The organism is Rhizobium sp. BR 317 (assembly GCF_047445835.1).
Lineage (GTDB): Bacteria > Pseudomonadota > Alphaproteobacteria > Rhizobiales > Rhizobiaceae > Rhizobium > Rhizobium paranaense.
The window spans coordinates 14,971-30,541 of the sequence record NZ_JARWLB010000005.1 but is presented as its reverse complement, the minus strand read 5'-3'; the positions used below and the strand labels follow the sequence as shown (position 1 = coordinate 30,541).

The 15,571-nt window shown below is 60.9% G+C and carries 16 protein-coding genes; 4 read left to right on the top strand and 12 right to left on the bottom strand.

Translation table 11 applies throughout. The annotated features are described in order from the left end of the window. Positions 1 to 2: 2 nt before the first annotated feature. The 4 genes from QD357_RS09470 (at position 3) to QD357_RS09455 (ending at position 5,091) form a co-directional block, all read left to right on the top strand. A complete protein-coding gene (locus tag QD357_RS09470; RefSeq protein WP_414124159.1) occupies positions 3 to 497 on the top strand; it encodes an Lrp/AsnC family transcriptional regulator in 495 nt (164 codons plus the stop codon). Between the two features lie 119 nt (positions 498 to 616). Beyond that, a complete protein-coding gene (locus QD357_RS09465) occupies positions 617 to 2,113 on the top strand; it encodes an NAD-dependent succinate-semialdehyde dehydrogenase (protein ID WP_414124158.1) in 1,497 nt (498 codons plus the stop codon). 32 nt (positions 2,114 to 2,145) lie between these two features. Beyond that, positions 2,146 to 3,525: an aspartate aminotransferase family protein gene (locus QD357_RS09460; protein ID WP_183937797.1), complete on the top strand. Its 1,380-nt coding sequence runs from the start codon at positions 2,146 to 2,148 to the stop codon at positions 3,523 to 3,525. Between the two features lie 135 nt (positions 3,526 to 3,660). Then, on the top strand, positions 3,661 to 5,091 hold the full coding sequence (locus tag QD357_RS09455) for a PLP-dependent aminotransferase family protein (RefSeq protein WP_414124157.1): 1,431 nt from the start codon (positions 3,661 to 3,663) through the stop codon (positions 5,089 to 5,091). A 43-nt stretch (positions 5,092 to 5,134) separates the two neighbouring features. On the opposite strand, the gene ehuA is transcribed toward QD357_RS09455, so the two are convergent. From ehuA to QD357_RS09395, 12 genes are all read right to left on the bottom strand, one after another. After that, the gene (gene ehuA, locus QD357_RS09450; protein WP_183937792.1) at positions 5,135 to 5,899 is read right to left on the bottom strand and encodes an ectoine/hydroxyectoine ABC transporter ATP-binding protein EhuA; all 765 of its coding nucleotides are present in this window, start codon (positions 5,897 to 5,899) and stop codon (positions 5,135 to 5,137) included. Next, positions 5,896 to 6,588, bottom strand: coding sequence for an ectoine/hydroxyectoine ABC transporter permease subunit EhuD (ehuD, locus tag QD357_RS09445; protein WP_183937791.1), 693 nt, complete (start codon positions 6,586 to 6,588; stop codon positions 5,896 to 5,898). The genes ehuA and ehuD overlap by 4 nt, the downstream gene beginning before the upstream one ends. Beyond that, positions 6,585 to 7,250, bottom strand: coding sequence for an ectoine/hydroxyectoine ABC transporter permease subunit EhuC (gene ehuC / locus QD357_RS09440; RefSeq protein ID WP_183937789.1), 666 nt, complete (start codon positions 7,248 to 7,250; stop codon positions 6,585 to 6,587). Before ehuC ends, ehuD begins: the two co-directional genes overlap by 4 nt. A gap of 93 nt (positions 7,251 to 7,343) precedes the next feature. Then, on the bottom strand, positions 7,344 to 8,201 hold the full coding sequence (ehuB, locus tag QD357_RS09435; RefSeq protein WP_183937787.1) for an ectoine/hydroxyectoine ABC transporter substrate-binding protein EhuB: 858 nt from the start codon (positions 8,199 to 8,201) through the stop codon (positions 7,344 to 7,346). Between the two features lie 103 nt (positions 8,202 to 8,304). After that, positions 8,305 to 9,315, bottom strand: a complete 1,011-nt coding sequence (gene doeB, locus QD357_RS09430; RefSeq protein WP_414124156.1) for a N(2)-acetyl-L-2,4-diaminobutanoate deacetylase DoeB — start codon at positions 9,313 to 9,315, stop codon at positions 8,305 to 8,307. Positions 9,316 to 9,332: 17 nt separating this feature from the next. Further along, entirely contained in the window at positions 9,333 to 10,511 is a 1,179-nt protein-coding gene (gene doeA, locus QD357_RS09425; protein WP_183937784.1) for an ectoine hydrolase DoeA, read from the bottom strand. Then, positions 10,508 to 11,524, bottom strand: coding sequence for an ectoine utilization protein EutC (gene eutC / locus QD357_RS09420; RefSeq protein ID WP_183937782.1), 1,017 nt, complete (start codon positions 11,522 to 11,524; stop codon positions 10,508 to 10,510). The genes doeA and eutC overlap by 4 nt, the downstream gene beginning before the upstream one ends. After that, on the bottom strand, positions 11,524 to 12,507 hold the full coding sequence (gene eutB, locus QD357_RS09415; RefSeq protein ID WP_246451189.1) for a hydroxyectoine utilization dehydratase EutB: 984 nt from the start codon (positions 12,505 to 12,507) through the stop codon (positions 11,524 to 11,526). Before eutB ends, eutC begins: the two co-directional genes overlap by 1 nt. A 256-nt stretch (positions 12,508 to 12,763) precedes the next feature. Continuing rightward, positions 12,764 to 13,024: a cell division topological specificity factor MinE gene (gene minE / locus QD357_RS09410; protein WP_028750328.1), complete on the bottom strand. Its 261-nt coding sequence runs from the start codon at positions 13,022 to 13,024 to the stop codon at positions 12,764 to 12,766. Continuing rightward, the gene (gene minD, locus QD357_RS09405; RefSeq protein ID WP_414124155.1) at positions 13,021 to 13,836 is read right to left on the bottom strand and encodes a septum site-determining protein MinD; all 816 of its coding nucleotides are present in this window, start codon (positions 13,834 to 13,836) and stop codon (positions 13,021 to 13,023) included. The genes minE and minD overlap by 4 nt, the downstream gene beginning before the upstream one ends. Positions 13,837 to 13,868: 32 nt before the next feature. Continuing rightward, positions 13,869 to 14,606: a septum site-determining protein MinC gene (gene minC / locus QD357_RS09400; RefSeq protein WP_183937778.1), complete on the bottom strand. Its 738-nt coding sequence runs from the start codon at positions 14,604 to 14,606 to the stop codon at positions 13,869 to 13,871. 200 nt (positions 14,607 to 14,806) lie between these two features. Then, on the bottom strand, positions 14,807 to 15,511 hold the full coding sequence (locus QD357_RS09395) for an EAL domain-containing protein (RefSeq protein WP_183937776.1): 705 nt from the start codon (positions 15,509 to 15,511) through the stop codon (positions 14,807 to 14,809). Positions 15,512 to 15,571: the final 60 nt, after the last annotated feature.

Genomic DNA, 15,571 nt, shown 5'->3' with positions numbered 1-15,571 from the left:
AAATGAAACTCGATGCAATCGATTTGCGTATATTGGATGCCATTCAACGTGATGGCCGCATCACCAAACTCGCGCTTGCCGAAAAGGTAGGGCTTTCGCCGACCCCATGCTGGCTTCGGCTGCGCAAGCTCGAGAAGGCCGGGATTATTTCCGGCTATCATGCCCATCTTGCGCCACGCCGGCTTGCGCCGGTCGCCAGCGTCATGGTCGAACTCACGCTCGCCAACCATCGCCAGAGCGACTTCGAGCGCTTTGAGCGGGCAATCTCTTCCATTCCCGAAATCGTCGCCTGCTGGTCGGTCGGCGGCGGCGTCGACTACATTCTGAAGATTATCACGCCCAATATCGATGCCTATCAGCGGCTGATCGATGGCCTTCTGGATCGCGACCTCGGCATCGAGCGTTATTTTACCTATATCGTCACCAAGACCGTCAAGGAGGAGACCGTGCTTCCGATCGCCAATCTCCTTTCCGCAGAGCCTCAGGGCGACGAATAGAGACACTCTCTACGGCCGCCTTACTCTTTAGGCGCTCTCTCTCTTTCAGCAGCGACCAATGGACAATGTCTCGCGGCGTTCCGTGAGAGCATTGGACACCTGAAGAGAGAGGTTTGCCGATGACTGCAGTGCGCGCCCGCCCCGTCTATCACGAAGCCCTGTCACGACTGAACGACCGGCATTTACTGCGGGATCTCTCCTATGTGAGCGGCCGCTGGGTCGTCGGCAAGACCGGCGCGAGCTTCAACGTCATCGACCCCGCCTTCGCCACCACGCTCGCCTGGGTTTCCAGCCTGGGCAGGGATGAGACGTTCGAGGCGATCGACGCGGCAGCGGATGCCTTTTCAGCCTGGCGCTCGCTCCTGCCGCAGCAGCGCACGACGATCCTGCGCAAATGGTATGAGTTGATGCTCGCCGCGAAGGAGGATCTGGCGCTCATCATGACGCTGGAACAGGGCAAGCCGCTCGCCGAATCCCGCGGGGAGATCGATTATGCCGCCGGCTTCATCGAATGGTATGCGGAGGAAGCCAAGCGGATCAATTCCGAAAGCGTCACCAGCCATCTGCCGGACACCGAAATGATCGTGCGCCGGGAAGCATTGGGTGTCGTGGGGATCGTCACGCCCTGGAACTTTCCCTCTGCCATGCTCACGCGCAAGGCTGCCGCAGCCCTTGCCGCCGGATGCACCGTCGTCGCCCATCCATCGTCGGAAACGCCGCTGTCGGCGCTGGCCCTTGCCGAACTCGGTGAGCGTGCCGGCATCCCCGCCGGCGTCTTCAACGTCGTCACCGGCGACGCCGCCACGATCGTCGGCGCTCTCTGCGAGGATGCCAGAGTGCGGGCCTTGAGCTTCACCGGCTCGACAGGCATCGGCAAACTGATTGCTGGCCAATGCACTCCTACCATGAAGCGGCTGGTGATGGAGCTCGGCGGGCATGCGCCGCTGATCATCTTTGACGATGCCGACCTGGAGCGCGCCGTCGACATCGCGATCAATGCCAAATTTGCGACGTCCGGCCAGGACTGTCTCGCCGCCAATCGCATCTTCGTGCAGCGTGCGATCATGGAGCCCTTCGTCGCAGCCTTTGCCAAGCGGATAGCGGCTCTCAAGGTAGGCGATGGATTGATGGACGCGGTCGACATCGGTCCGCTGATGCACGAGCGGGCCGTGGCGAAAGTCGAGGAACATGTGGCCGATGCGCTGAAACACGGCGCAAGGCTAGCCACCGGCGGGAAACGCCATGCGGCAGGCCCACTTTTCTTCGAACCGACACTGCTTGTCGAGCCATCCCCCGATGCGCTGATCATGCACGAGGAGACATTCGGGCCGGTTGCCGCAGTGACGTCGTTCGACACCGAGGCGGAGGTCATCGCCCGCGCCAACGATATCGAATATGGCCTCGTCGCCTATGTCGTGACGCAAAACGGTGCGCGTCAGATGCGCCTCGGCCGAGCCCTGGATTACGGGATGGTGGCGATCAATCGCGTCAAGATTACAGGCGGACCGGTTCCCTTCGGCGGCTGGAAGCAATCCGGTCTTGGCCGCGAAGGCTCGCGCCACGGCATCGAGGCTTTCACCGAGCTCAAATATCTCTGCATCGACACGGCTGCCTGACGCGCCACCCACTTTCAGCAAAGGAAAATATCATGTTGGACAAGCGCAACGAACTGAACGCGTGGGACAGGGATCACTTCTTTCATCCCTCGACCCATATGGGAATGCACGCCCGCGGCGAAACGCCGACCCGCGTCGTCGGCGGCGGCGAAGGCGTCTACATCACCGACACCAACGGCAAGAAAAGCCTCGATGCCTTTGCTGGCCTCTACTGCGTCAATGTCGGCTATGGCCGGCAGAAAATCGCCGACGCCATCGCGGAGCAGGCAAAGAACCTCGCCTATTATCACGCCTATGTCGGGCACGGTACGGAAGCGTCGATCACGCTTTCCAAGATGATCATCGACCGGGCGCCCAAGGGCATGAGCCGCGTCTATTTCGGCCTCTCCGGCTCGGACGCCAACGAGACGAACATCAAGCTCATCTGGTATTACAACAACATCCTCGGCCGGCCGGAAAAGAAGAAGATCATTTCGCGCTGGCGCGGCTATCACGGATCGGGGGTCATGACCGGCAGCCTTACCGGGCTCGAACTCTTCCATAAGGCTTTCGATCTGCCGCGCGACCCCATCCTCCATACGGAAGCACCCTATTTCTTCCGCCGCCCCGATCGGTCGATGGATGAAGAACAGTTCGCTCAATATTGTGCGGACAAGCTGGAAGAGATGATCCTGGCCGAAGGTCCGGAAACCGTCGCCGCTTTCATCGGCGAACCCATCCTCGGCACCGGCGGCATCGTTCCGCCGCCGAAGACCTATTGGCAGAAGATCCAGGCCGTGCTCGACAAATACGATGTCCTTCTCGTCGCCGACGAGGTCGTGACCGGTTTCGGCCGGCTCGGGACAATGTTCGGCTCGGACCACTACGGCATGAAGCCGGATCTGATCACCATCGCCAAGGGCTTGACCTCCGCCTACGCGCCGCTTTCCGGCAGCATCGTCTCCGACAAGATGTGGCAAGTGCTCGTACAGGGTTCCGATCAGCTCGGCGCCATCGGTCATGGCTGGACCTATTCCGCCCACCCGATCTGTGCGGCCGCCGGCATCGCCAATCTCGAACTGATCGATGAACTCGGCATCGTCGAAAACGCTGGTTCGACTGGCGCCTACTTCCGGTCCGAGCTTGCCAAGGCCGTCGGCGATCACAAGCATGTGGGCGAGGTCCGTGGCGATGGGCTGATGGCGGCGGTCGAATTCGTCGAAGACCGGGATGATCGCAAGTTCTTCGATCCGGCGAAAAAGATCGGCCCGCAGGTGGCGGCAGCACTGCTTGAGCGGGGCGTGATCGGCCGCGCCATGCCGCAGGGAGACATTCTCGGCTTCGCCCCGCCCTTGTGCCTGACGCGCGGTGAAGCCGATATCGTCGTCAAGGTCGCGGCGGACGCGATCAAAAGCGTATTTTCCAATCTCTGACGCGGCTGCCGCGGAAGGCTCATACGAGCATCGCGCAGTCCGTTGTTGACAATGGACTGAGCTTATCGGCTTGGTCATCGCCATGCCGCATTGGATGGTGTACATGGATATCCTGCAATTGTACCGGATCAATCCATGCTTCGTCATGATTCAAAAGGCCAGCACAACGATGTCTGGAAACCCGTCCTTCAGCACCGCAAGGGCGTGACCAAGCACAAGCTGCTCACCGACAAGATCATTTCCGATATCGATGAGGGCATTCTGCCGGTCCATACGCGCATGCCAACACATCGCGATCTCGCTCACGCGCTGGGGATTTCGGTTCAGACCGTGAGCATCAGCTACAAGGAGGCGGAGCGGCGTGGCTATCTGCGCGGTGAAGTAGGTCGCGGCACCTTCGTCCGTAGCCGCGTTACAGAACGCGCCGACAGCTTCATGCTCGACCGCGATCCGAGCGGCAGCGCCGATCTTTCGATCATCCGGGCCGTCTACACTGAAGCGCACGAGCGATCGGCGCGTGAACTGATGCACGCTCTCGCCGAAAGCGACAACAGCAGTTTCATGCGGCCATGCCGGCCGATCGCAGGCCTCGATGCCCACCGCGCCACAGCGCAGGCTTGGCTGGCGCGTTTGTCCGTCAATGCCGATCCAGATCGCATTGTGATCACGAATGGCGCTGCCMATGGCCTTTTCCTGGCCGTCGCCTCGGTGGTTCGGCCCGGCGAGGTTGTTCTGACCGAAAACCTCACCGATCACGGCATTATCGGCCTCGCCAATGTGCTCGGCTTTACGCTCCGCGGTCTTCCGACCGATCGCGAAGGCATCTTGCCGGACGCCTTCGAGAATGCCTGCGCGGTCGGCGATGTGTCGGCCCTGGTCATCATTCCGTCGCTCAGCAACCCGACCAGCCATGTCATGGGCGCGGAGCGCCGCCGCGCCATCGCCGATATCGCCCGTCGGCACGGCATCTTCGTCATCGAGGACGAGGTCTATAAGCCGCTGCTGCGCGATCCCCTTCCCTCCATGCCAGACCTGTTGCCGGAACTCGGCTTCTTCGTCACGAGCTTTACGAAATCGGTGATGACGGGCTTGCGTATCGGCTATCTCGTCGTTCCGGCGAACTATTCCATCCGTGTCGCGTCGATCCTGCGCGTCACCGGATGGAGCGCCACCAATGTCGTCGCGGAAATGGCCTCGCGCTGGGTTCTGGATGGCACCGCCGACGCGCTGATTGCCGTTCAGAGAACGGAGGCTGAGGCCAGGCAGGCGATCGTGTCCGACGTGATGGGTCCCTTCGTCGCCGGCAGCCATCCCCTGTCGCTCTGCGCATGGCTCTCGGTGCCCGAGCGCTGGACGGAGGACGGACTTGTCCGCGTACTCGCTCGCAAAGGTGTCGCGGTCACACCATCAGATCCATTCGTCGCCGGCGGGGAACGGCCGGGCGGCGGAATTCGCATCTGCCTTGGCGGTCGCCTGTCACACTCCGCTCTTCGCTCTGCGCTGGAAACGGTCCGCGGCGCCTTCGAGCAATTGCCGCCGATTTTCGACGTAGGATCGATCGCTTAAAACAAGCTCGATACCGGATGGCCGGTATCAGGTTCCTTTTCAGTCACAGAACAGAGCGCAAAAACTCCTTGGTGCGATCCTCCTTCGGGGTGCTGAAAATCTGTTCGGGCTTGCCTTCTTCGCAGATCCGACCCTTGTCGAAGAAGCAGACACGATCGGATACTTCGCGCGCGAACCGCATTTCATGGGTCACCAGCAACATCGTCAAATCGTGCTCATGGGCGAGATCGCGGATAACGCCGAGCACTTCGCCGACAAGCTGCGGATCGAGTGCAGAAGTCGGCTCGTCGAACAGCAGGACGCGCGGGCGCATGGCAAGCGCGCGGGCTATTGCGACACGCTGCTGCTGGCCGCCGGAAAGCTGGCTCGGATAGTGATCTTTCTTCTCGGAAAGACCGACCATACGCAAGAGATCGACGGCACGGCACTCAGCTTCCGCCCGACCCAATCCGAGTACGCGCGTCGGCGCCTCGACGATGTTGCGCAGCACGGTCATGTGCGGAAACAGATTGAAGCTCTGGAACACCATGCCGACATGCGTGCGGATCTGGCGCAAATGCGCCTCGCTGGCGCGGAACCGTCCCCTGCCATTCTCCTGATGGTAGGACATGCCGGCAAGCTGCAATGTGCCTTCCTGGAAGGGTTCGAGCGTCATCAGGATACGCAGCACCGTCGATTTGCCCGAGCCGGAGGGGCCGATCAACGTCACCTTCTCGCCGGGGGCGACATCGAAACAGAAGTTATCGAGCACGGTGAAATTGCCATAGCGCTTGGTGACGTCGTGAAAGCGGATCAGGGATTCGGTCATCTCAAAGCAATTCCGTTTTTCGGCAGTGTCTTTTCGAGCCAATGAATGGCCGCCGAGCAGACGAGCGTGAGGATGAGAAAGATCAGGCCGACGAGAGACAGCGGCACCAGATATTCGAAGGTCCGATCACCGATGAGGTTGGCCAGATTCAGCATGTCGACCACGGTGACGACGGATAGAACCGGCGTCTCCTTGAGCATGGAGACGAGATAATTGCCCATGGCCGGGATGATGCGCGGGATCGCCTGCGGGATGATGATGTCGCGATAGGTGATGCCGCGCCCCAGATTAAGCGCCGTCGCCGCTTCCCATTGACCGCGCGGCACAGCGTCCAGGCCGCCGCGATAGACCTCCGATGTGTAGGCCGAATATTGCAGGCCGAGCGCCAGCGCTCCCGTTAGGAAGGCCGGCAGGACGATCCCGTAAATCGGCAGGACGTAATAGAGGAAGAAGAGCTGGACGAGCAGCGGCGTGTCGCGCAGGAATTCGATGACGAGCGCTGTCGGCCAGGAAATCGCCACGAAGCGGCTGCGCCGCAACAGCGCGAACACCAGGCCGAGGATCAGGGCGATCGCAAATCCGGCCGCCGCCGCCTCCAGCGTCACGATCAATCCGATACCGAGGATCGGCAGGATCGACAGCGCGAAGGAGAGCGTCGAGGACGTATCCCAGGTGAAGCCATACATCATGCCGGCGCACTCCCCGGAAAGGCGGGGCCGCGACGAAGGATCGTCTCAAGCCAGCGCATGAAGACAACAAGGATAAGCGCCATGATGAAGTATCCCATCAGCGTCAGCGAATAGATCCTGACGCTGTCCAAGGTGATGTTGCGCAGTTGCTGCGCCTGAAAGGTCAGATCGCTGATCGAGATCAGCGACACCAGCGCCGTGTCCTTTAGGTTCTGGACGGCAAGATTACCGAATGGCGGCATCATCTCCACCACGGCTTGGGGCAGGACGATATGGAACAGCGTCTGCCCCTGCCCGAAGTTCAGGGCACGCGCCGCCTCATGCTGCGTGTCCGGAACCGACTGCAGCGCGCCGCGCACCACCTCGGCGCCGTAGGCCCCGATGTTCAGCGCCAGCCCAGCGATACCCGTCGTGATAGGATCGAAGGAGATACCGATCAGCGGCAGCGCATAGTAGAGCCAGAAGAGCTGGACCAGGAGCGATGTGCCCCGGAATATTTCTATGTAAACCAGCGCAATCCACGACAGCAGGCGTCCGCCGGCGAACCTTGCAAGGCCGGCCGCGAAGGCAAAGAGTGCGCCGAGCAACATCGATGCGACGGCGATAATGGCCGTCACCTCTGCGCCTTTCAGCAGTGCCGGAAGATAGTGCATCCAGCTCATATCCGGGTCACCTCCGTCCGCAAGATGTAAGGGGCCGATCGGCCCGGCCGTCGCCCGTGGGCAAAGACCAAGCCGATCTCGTTGTCGTCAGCCTCACTTGCCCGCGCACAGGTCTTCCGTGTTCTTGGTTCGCGCAGCCTCGACGCTTTCGGCGCTAAGTCCGTAAGACATCAGGATTTTCTTGTAGTCATCCGTCTTCTTGAAGTCGGTGAGAGCGGTGTTGAACGCCTTGTAGAGATCCTTGTCCTCAGGACGGAAATCGAAGCCGCCATAGCTTCTGACCGATTTGCCTTCGATGACCGGATCGGTGAAGGGCGCTGCCTGCTCGACATTCGTGCCGCCCTGGACCAGTTTGGCGACCGTCAGCTCCGTTGCTGCATAGGCATCAGCACGGCCGGTCTGGATGGTCGAGAGCGCATCGGCATTGGCCTGGATCATGACGATCTGAGAGTCCGGAATGCCGAGGCCATGGAAAAAGTCGAGCTGATCGGCACCGGATACAATCGCAACCTTGAGAGACGGATCCTTCTTGATGTCTTCATAGGAATGCAGCTTCTTCGGATTGCCCTTCGGCACCAGCAAGCCTTCGCCATAACTTGAATTTGGCGTCGTGAATTGCACCTGCTTGCAGCGCTCCGGCAGGATGTTCTGCTCGGCGGCAACGAAATCGAAGCGCTTGGCCTTCAGGCCGGGAATAAGTGATCCGAATGGCGTGACGGTCCAATCGACCTCCTTCACGCCCATCGACTTCAGCACGGCCGCGGCGACATCCGGACCGATGCCCTTGGCCGCTCCGCTCTCATCCATGTAGCTGTAGGGAACCTCATTGGCGCTGGCGCCGCGGATATAGCCGTCTTTCTTGACCTGCTCGAGGCTGGCGGCATGGGCGGAGACGGCCAGGCCGAGGGTCAGGCTCATGGCGGCGAGGCTGCGGTAAAAATTCGATCTCATGGTTCACTCCTCTGTGGTTGGATACCGTCATCGGCTGTCCGGTTTTCCGGATCTTTGCCGTGATGGGGGTTCAATCCGCGCCGCCTTGTCGCGACGCGGCAATTCAGGTGCCGTCCGTCAGCGTTGCGACGACGGCCAGACAATCTCCGGTCTTGATGAGGCCGGGGAAATGACGAGCGGCAAGGATACCGTCGAGAGCCGCCCGATGTTCAAAGGGCACGGACCCGGTACGGCCGATCGAGTGCACACGGGCGATGATCTCTCCGGCCACAACCATGTCGCCAAGATCCTTCACGGGTTCGAAAAGCCCGTCCGCTTCGGCAAAGACGAAGCAATCGGAGGACGGCATATCGAGCCACTGCGTTGGCTCCATTTCCGGCGCGCCGGCAACGATGCCGGCCTGCTTCAAGACGTTMAGAACGCCGCGCTTGGCAATGGAAGCCGTACGAGCCGATATGGTTCCGCCCCCTGAAAGCTCGGTCGTCACAAAAACCTTGCCCAGCTCCTCGGCGGTCGTGTCGTACATGCCGACGGCATCGATCTCGATCATCCGCATGGAATAGGGCGCAGAAAACGTGGCAACCGCATCGAAACAGGCCTTCTCCTGCCGTTTGTCCGGCAGCGCATGGGCTGCGGCATAAGGCAGGAAATCGAGAGTCCGGCCGCCGGAATGGAAGTCKAGCACGATATCTGCCAGCGGCAGCAGGTGTCGGGTGAAATAATCGGCGATCTTTTCCGTCATGCTGCCGTCGGGCCGACCGGGGAAACTGCGATTGAGATTGCCCTTGTCGACCGGAGAGGTGCGGGTACCCGCCTGAAAGGCGGGATAATTCATCGCCGGGACGATGATCACCCTCCCCTTGATCTCGTCGACCTTCAGAGTCCGGGCGAGATCGTAGAGCGCGACCGGGCCTTCATATTCATCGCCGTGGTTGGCGCCGGTCAAAAGCGCCGTCGGGCCATCGCCGTTCTTGACGACGCAGATCGGGATCATGATCGAGCCCCAGGCGGAATCGTCGCGCGACCAGGGCAGGCGCAGATGACCGTGCTGGACTCCATCCCGATCGAAATCGACGGTCGGCGTTATGGGTGATGGGCGTGTGATCGTCGTCATGCCGTTCATCTCGGGGATCATTTCACGACGAGTTTGCGGGGTACGTTGGAGAGGCACTCGACACCGGTCTCCGTGATCACGATGCTTTCCGTGATCTCCATCCCCATGTCTTCCAGCCACAGGCCCGTCATGAAATGGAAGGTCATGCCGGGCTGCAGTTCCGTGCGGTCGCCGGGACGCAGGCTCATGGTCCGTTCGCCCCAATCCGGCGGATAGGACAGGCCGATCGGATAGCCGGTGCGGTTGTCCTTGACGATCCCGTATTTCTTCAGGACCGCGAAGAAGGCGTTGGCGATATCCTCGCAGGCATTGCCGGGCTTGGCGGCGGCAAGACCAGCCTCCATACCTTCGAGCGTCGCCTTCTCGGCATCCAGAAAGGCTTGGGTCGGCTTGCCGAGGAAGACGGTTCGCGACAGGGGGCAATGATAGCGGCGATAGCACCCGGCAATCTCGAAGAAGGTCCCCTCACCGCTTCTCATGGGCTTATCGTCCCAGGTCAGATGCGGCGCGGAGGCATCGGCGCCCGACGGCAGCAAGGGAACGATGGCGGCATAGTCGCCACCAAAGCCATCAGCGCCACGGATGCCGGCATCGTAGATTTCGGCGACGAGATCGGATTTGCGAATGCCCGGCTCGACCTTTTCGACGATCCGCTTGTGCATGGTCTCGACGATGCGGCCGGCCTTGCGCATGTAGTCGAGCTCGGTCGGGCTCTTGACGGCGCGCTGCCAGTTCACCAGCCCCTGGGCGTCCTTGAAGCGGGCATTCGGCAGATGCTTGACCAAGGAAGCATAGGCCGCGGCGGTGAACCAGTAATTGTCCATTTCGACGGCGATCGAGGCCTTGGCCCAGCCGCGCTCTTCGATGACCTTGGAGAGCAGATCCATCGGATGGCGCTCGGTCGACTGCACATAGTGATCGGGATAGCCGATGATGTTGTCGTGGCTGAGATAGGCCGTGCGTTTGGCGCCATTGCCATCCTGGCCGCGTCCGTACCAGATCGGTTCGCCGGAACCCGGCACCAGCACGCATTGATGCACATAGAAGGACCAGCCGTCATAGCCCGTCAGCCAATGCATATTGGACGGGTCGGTCACGATGACGAGATCGACACCAGCCTTCTCCATGGCGCGCCGCGTCTTGGCGAGCCGATCGGCATATTCGGAGCGGGTGAAATTGAGGGTGGGTTCGCTCACGCTGGATCTCCTGATGCTTTTGTCGTTTCAATGGCTTGTCCCGCACCGGCAGCGATGGCGCGGCGGTGGGCAAGCGTGGCAATGGCCGTGTCCTGCACGCCGGTGCCGGTCAGATCGCAAAGGGTGATCGCCTGGTTTGACTGACGGCCGACCGCCTGGCCGCAGATGATGGCGCCCAGCTCGGGGAAGACCGCATCTTCTCTGACCAGTCCTGCGGCGATGGCATGATGCAGTTCTCCGAGCCGGCGGGTCTGCTTCAGGCTATCGGCGACATAGGGGGCGGCACGCAGGATCGCCGCCGGATCGATCTCGTTCTTGTGCTCGGCATCCGAGCCCATGGCGGTGACATGCTGGCCCGGCTCCAGCCAGGCAGCGTCAAGGATCGGCATGTCCGCCGGTGTGGTGGTGACGATAATGTCGGCGCCGCGGCAAGCCCGTTCGGCGTCGGCCTCAGCCGAAACCGGAAAACCGAGTTCGGCGGTAAGCTCATTGGCAATCCGTTTCGCCTTTTCCGTATCGCGTGCCCAGATACGGGCGGCCTCGATCGGCCTTACCAAAGTCAATGCGCGGAGCTGCAAGCGCGTCTGCATGCCTGCCCCAAGGATCGCGGCGACCCGGGCATCCGGCCGGGCCAGATGTTTAGCGGCAACGGCGCCTGCGGCGGCCGTCCGCACATCCGTCAGATAGCCATTGTCGAGCAGAAGCGCCTCGACCAGTCCGGTATGCGCCGACAGCAGCATCATCAATCCGTTGGTGCTGGGCAGGCCTAGCGATGGATTGTTGAAAAAGCCGGGGCTAACTTTGATCGCGAAACTGTCGAAATCCGGCACATAGGCCGTCTTGACGTCTACTTCGCCGCGATGGGCGGGGATATCCAGCCGCATGATCGGCGGCATCTCCACGGCCTTGGTCGCCAAGGCCGCGAAAGCTTGTTCAACGCAATCGACCGCGTCGGCATCGAGCTGCACGATTGTGCGCAAATCACTTTCCGTCAGCACAAGTACGCGCGCCATCACGCCACCCCCGATTTGATATCGTTGACGATTTGGCTATGGAGTGCCGGATCGATGTTGCCGCCGGAGACGACGATCGCCGTCGGGCCATCCGGTCTGATCTTGCCGGCAAGCAGCGCCGCGATACCGACTGCACCCGCTCCCTCGACGATCTCGCCTTCGACGAGTGCCGCATGGCGGATGCCTTCCGCTATCTCGCTTTCACTGAGCAGGATCACATTATCGAGAAGGTCGCGGCACATCGCGAAGGTCAGGCGATTGTCGAGCCCGATGCCGCCGCCTAACGAATCCGCCAGAGTTTCAACCTCCTGGACGTCAAGCGGCGCGCCGGCGGCAATGCTAGCTGCCATCGCCGCTCCCCGCTCCATCGATATGCCGATTACCCGGGCCTGCAGCCGCCTGCCTTTGATCGCGGCGGCGACGCCCGATGCAAGTCCACCGCCTGACAGAGGCACCAGCACAAGCGTCACATCCGGCATGCTGTCCGCGATCTCAAGGCCGATAGTTCCCTGGCCAGCGATCACGCCGGCATCGTCGAAGGGCGGCACAAAGCTCATGCCCTCTTCGCTTACCAGACGCTCGACCTCGCGCATGGCATCATCCTGTGAGCGGCCGACAATGCGGATTTCCGCCCCGAGGCTGCGGATCGCCTCGACTTTGTTGGCAGGAACAAGCCCCGACAGGCAGATGGTCGCCCGCGCGCCCAATGTCCTGGCGGCATGTGCGACCGCTCTGCCGTGATTGCCCGTGGAAGCGGTTGCCAACCCGCGCGAACGTGCGTCCTCGCTCAGGCAGAGGATCGCATTCGTGGCTCCGCGAAGTTTGAAACTGCCGGTCTTCTGGTGGTTTTCCAGCTTAAGGAATATGGGCGCGCCGGATTGGCGGGAGAGCGCCTGTGAGCGCAGCAAAGGCGTGCTGACAACGTGTCCGGCAATGCGCCGCCTTGCCTCTTCGATATCGGGCAACGTCACCATCGCGGTCATCGCGCGGTCCGTCGCTCTGGAAATGCCATGACAAATGTCAGCACGATTTCATATCTCTTTCGCAGCCGATGTTCATGACATCAGCGTGAAAGAGACATAAGATCATGTCAATCTGATTATTGTTTCATTACAATTTTAGAGGCCACACAGCACCTGTTCGTGGCGCTATGTGGCCCATTCTATCGGGGAACGCGGATGGTATCTTATCCGCGTTCCAGACCCCCTAAGCTCGCCGTGCGGGTAGCTTCCGCTCTCGTCACGCAGCCTGAACGACAGCGTGCAGCGGGATTTCGACGTCGATTTCCAGGGTCGAAACGTGTTCGTTGCAATCCATCTTGACCTGCACCTTATCGCCGTCGAGCTGAACATGCTTTGCGATCACGCCGAGGATTTCCTCCCGCAGCAGCGATACTAGATCCGAGCCCGCCGACGACCGTTCGTGGGCGAGAAGCACCTGCAAGCGCTCCCGGGCCGCCGGTGCGGTTCTTTGTTTGCCGAAAAGACGAAAAATGTTCATGCCGCCCTCCGTCCGAATATCTTACCGAAAAAGTTCCGCTTTTCGCCGGGAATCGTGATCGGTAGAACCTCACCGGTAAGCCGGCGCGCGGCATCGAAATAAGCCATCGCGGGTGCACAGCGGCTATCGGCCAGTGTGACAGGGGCGCCGATATTGGACGCCCGCAGAACATCCGTGCTTTCCGGAATGATGCCGAGGAGCGGAATGGACAGGATCTCCAGAACGTCGTCGACCTTGAGCATGTCGCCTCGCTCGGCGCGGGTTGCGTCATAGCGGGTGAGGAGCAGGTGCTTTTCGATCCGCTCACCGCGCTCGGCCTTGGCCGTCTTGGCGTCCAGCAGGCCGATGATGCGGTCCGAATCGCGCACCGACGAGACTTCGGGATTGGTGACGACCACCGCCATATCCGCGTGGCGCATGGCGAGAGTAGCGCCACGCTCGATCCCTGCGGGGCTGTCGCAGATGATCCAATCGAAGTGCTGCTTCAACTCGTTGATGACCCGCTCGACACCTTCCGCCGTCAAGTTGTCCTTGTCGCGGGTTTGCGAGGCCGGCAGCAGGAACAGCGTATCCAACCGCTTGTCACKGATCAGCGCCTGGGGGAGCTTGGCGTCACCATGGATGACATTGATCAGATCGTAAACGACCCTTCGCTCCGCCCCCATGACCAGGTCGAGATTCCGCAGCCCGACATCAAAATCGACGACGACGACCTTATCGTTTCTCTGTGCCAGGGCCGCTCCGAGCGCGGCGGTCGAGGTCGTCTTGCCAACCCCGCCCTTACCTGACGTGACTACGATGACTTTCCCCATCTTGCTCTCCTCTGTCGTGGCCGGCTGCCGGCTCAGATAAGTTTCTCTGCCATGATCGCATCGCCTTCGAGCCAGAGCTGAACAGCCTGTCCGCGAAGGTTGGGGGCCATGTCTTCCGCCATTTTGTAAATACCGTCGATCGCCACCAGCTCGGCCTCGAGCTTTCGGCAGAAAATGCGCGCCGATGCGTTTCCGACCGACCCTGCCATGGCTCGGCCGCGCAAGCTGCCGTAGATGTGCACCGAACCGCCGGCGATAATCTCCGCACCCGAAGCGACCGATCCGATAACGGTGACATCGCCTTCGGGGAAGATCACCGATTGCCCCGAACGCACCGGCTCCCTGATGACGATGGATTGCATGGCCGGCCTGACCTCAGGAGCCGCCGGCCGGCTGCGCACATCGACTTCAGGTTCCTTCACCGGGGTTTCGCTTACCGGAACCTCGATATCGGAAACCGGCCGACCGCCCTTGAGCGCAGGAGGCATGCCCTGCCCCAGGATTGAAGGACGCGCACCCTCGATACCCATGATGCTCACATTGCGCTGGGTGAGCTCCGTGAGCAGCTCTTTCAACTGCGACCGGTCAATCGGCAGGTCCGTCAGGTCGAGCACGACCGGCCGCCCCAAAAAGAACCCCGCCGAGCGCGCGGCGAGATCGTCCAGCCGGATCAACCATTCATCGATGGGAAGATCCGGGGAAAGCATGACGGCCAGGAAGGAACGGCCTTTGATACGGATCGAGCGAGCGTCTGTTAGCACTTTGGTCATCTGTGTAAATTTTTCGTTGATCATGTCTAGCGCTGGCATGGTTAACAAAAGGTTAACGCGACCCGGAACGCGCCCTCTATTGCATTGATCTGCTGCCGTTTTTTGGGTGCGCGACTAAGCCGGCCCTACCTCAGCTTTAAAGCCGCCCGGATTGGGCACGCACAAGGAGAAAAACTCGACGAATGGCTTTCGGATCAGGGTCACTGAGTCGATAAAGAGGCCGGCTTTCCGAACAGAAAACCCTGCACGTGAGTCGCCCCCGAGTCGCGGGCGGCATCCAGGTGCTCTTTCGTTTCGATGCCTTCGGCAACGATGATCGGGGCAACGCAGGACGCAAATCCGACAAGATAATGCAGGCTGCTCTGTCCCTTCCGAGAAGTCCGCACATTGCGCACCAGCGAAGCGTCGATCTTGATGATATCGGCCGGGACCGTCAGCAGTCGTGCAGGCGTAGCCATACCCGCTCCGAAGTTGTCGATAGCTACCCTGCAGCCGAGTGAGCGAACTGTCGACAGCCTGCCGACGCCTTCAGCCACCAAAGGGTAGGTCTCCGTAATCTCAAGGACGAGCCGCGGCGCAAGTTCGGAATGACGATCGATCTGCCGACAAATCTGTTTCCAATGATGAGGGGCGGCGAGATTCGCCGCGGAAATGTTGCATCCGAGAACAAGGTTTGGATCTCTGGCCAAATGCGACAGGATGAGATCCAGCATGCGCTCATCGAGATCGAAGGAGGCCATGGAGGATTCGAGATAAGGTGCAAAGGCGCTTGCGCTGTGCACAACGCCGCGAGCGTCCACGATCCGCGCAAAACACTCCCAATAGAGCACCTTGTCCGGAACATCGATTTGGCTGACCTTTTGTGCGGCAAAACTCAGTCCGCGATCGGAAACAGCCTTGGACATAGTGAGAAACACCTCCAGCGATGCAATTCTCAGTCATTGATCTCGATTGCGAGCAAAACC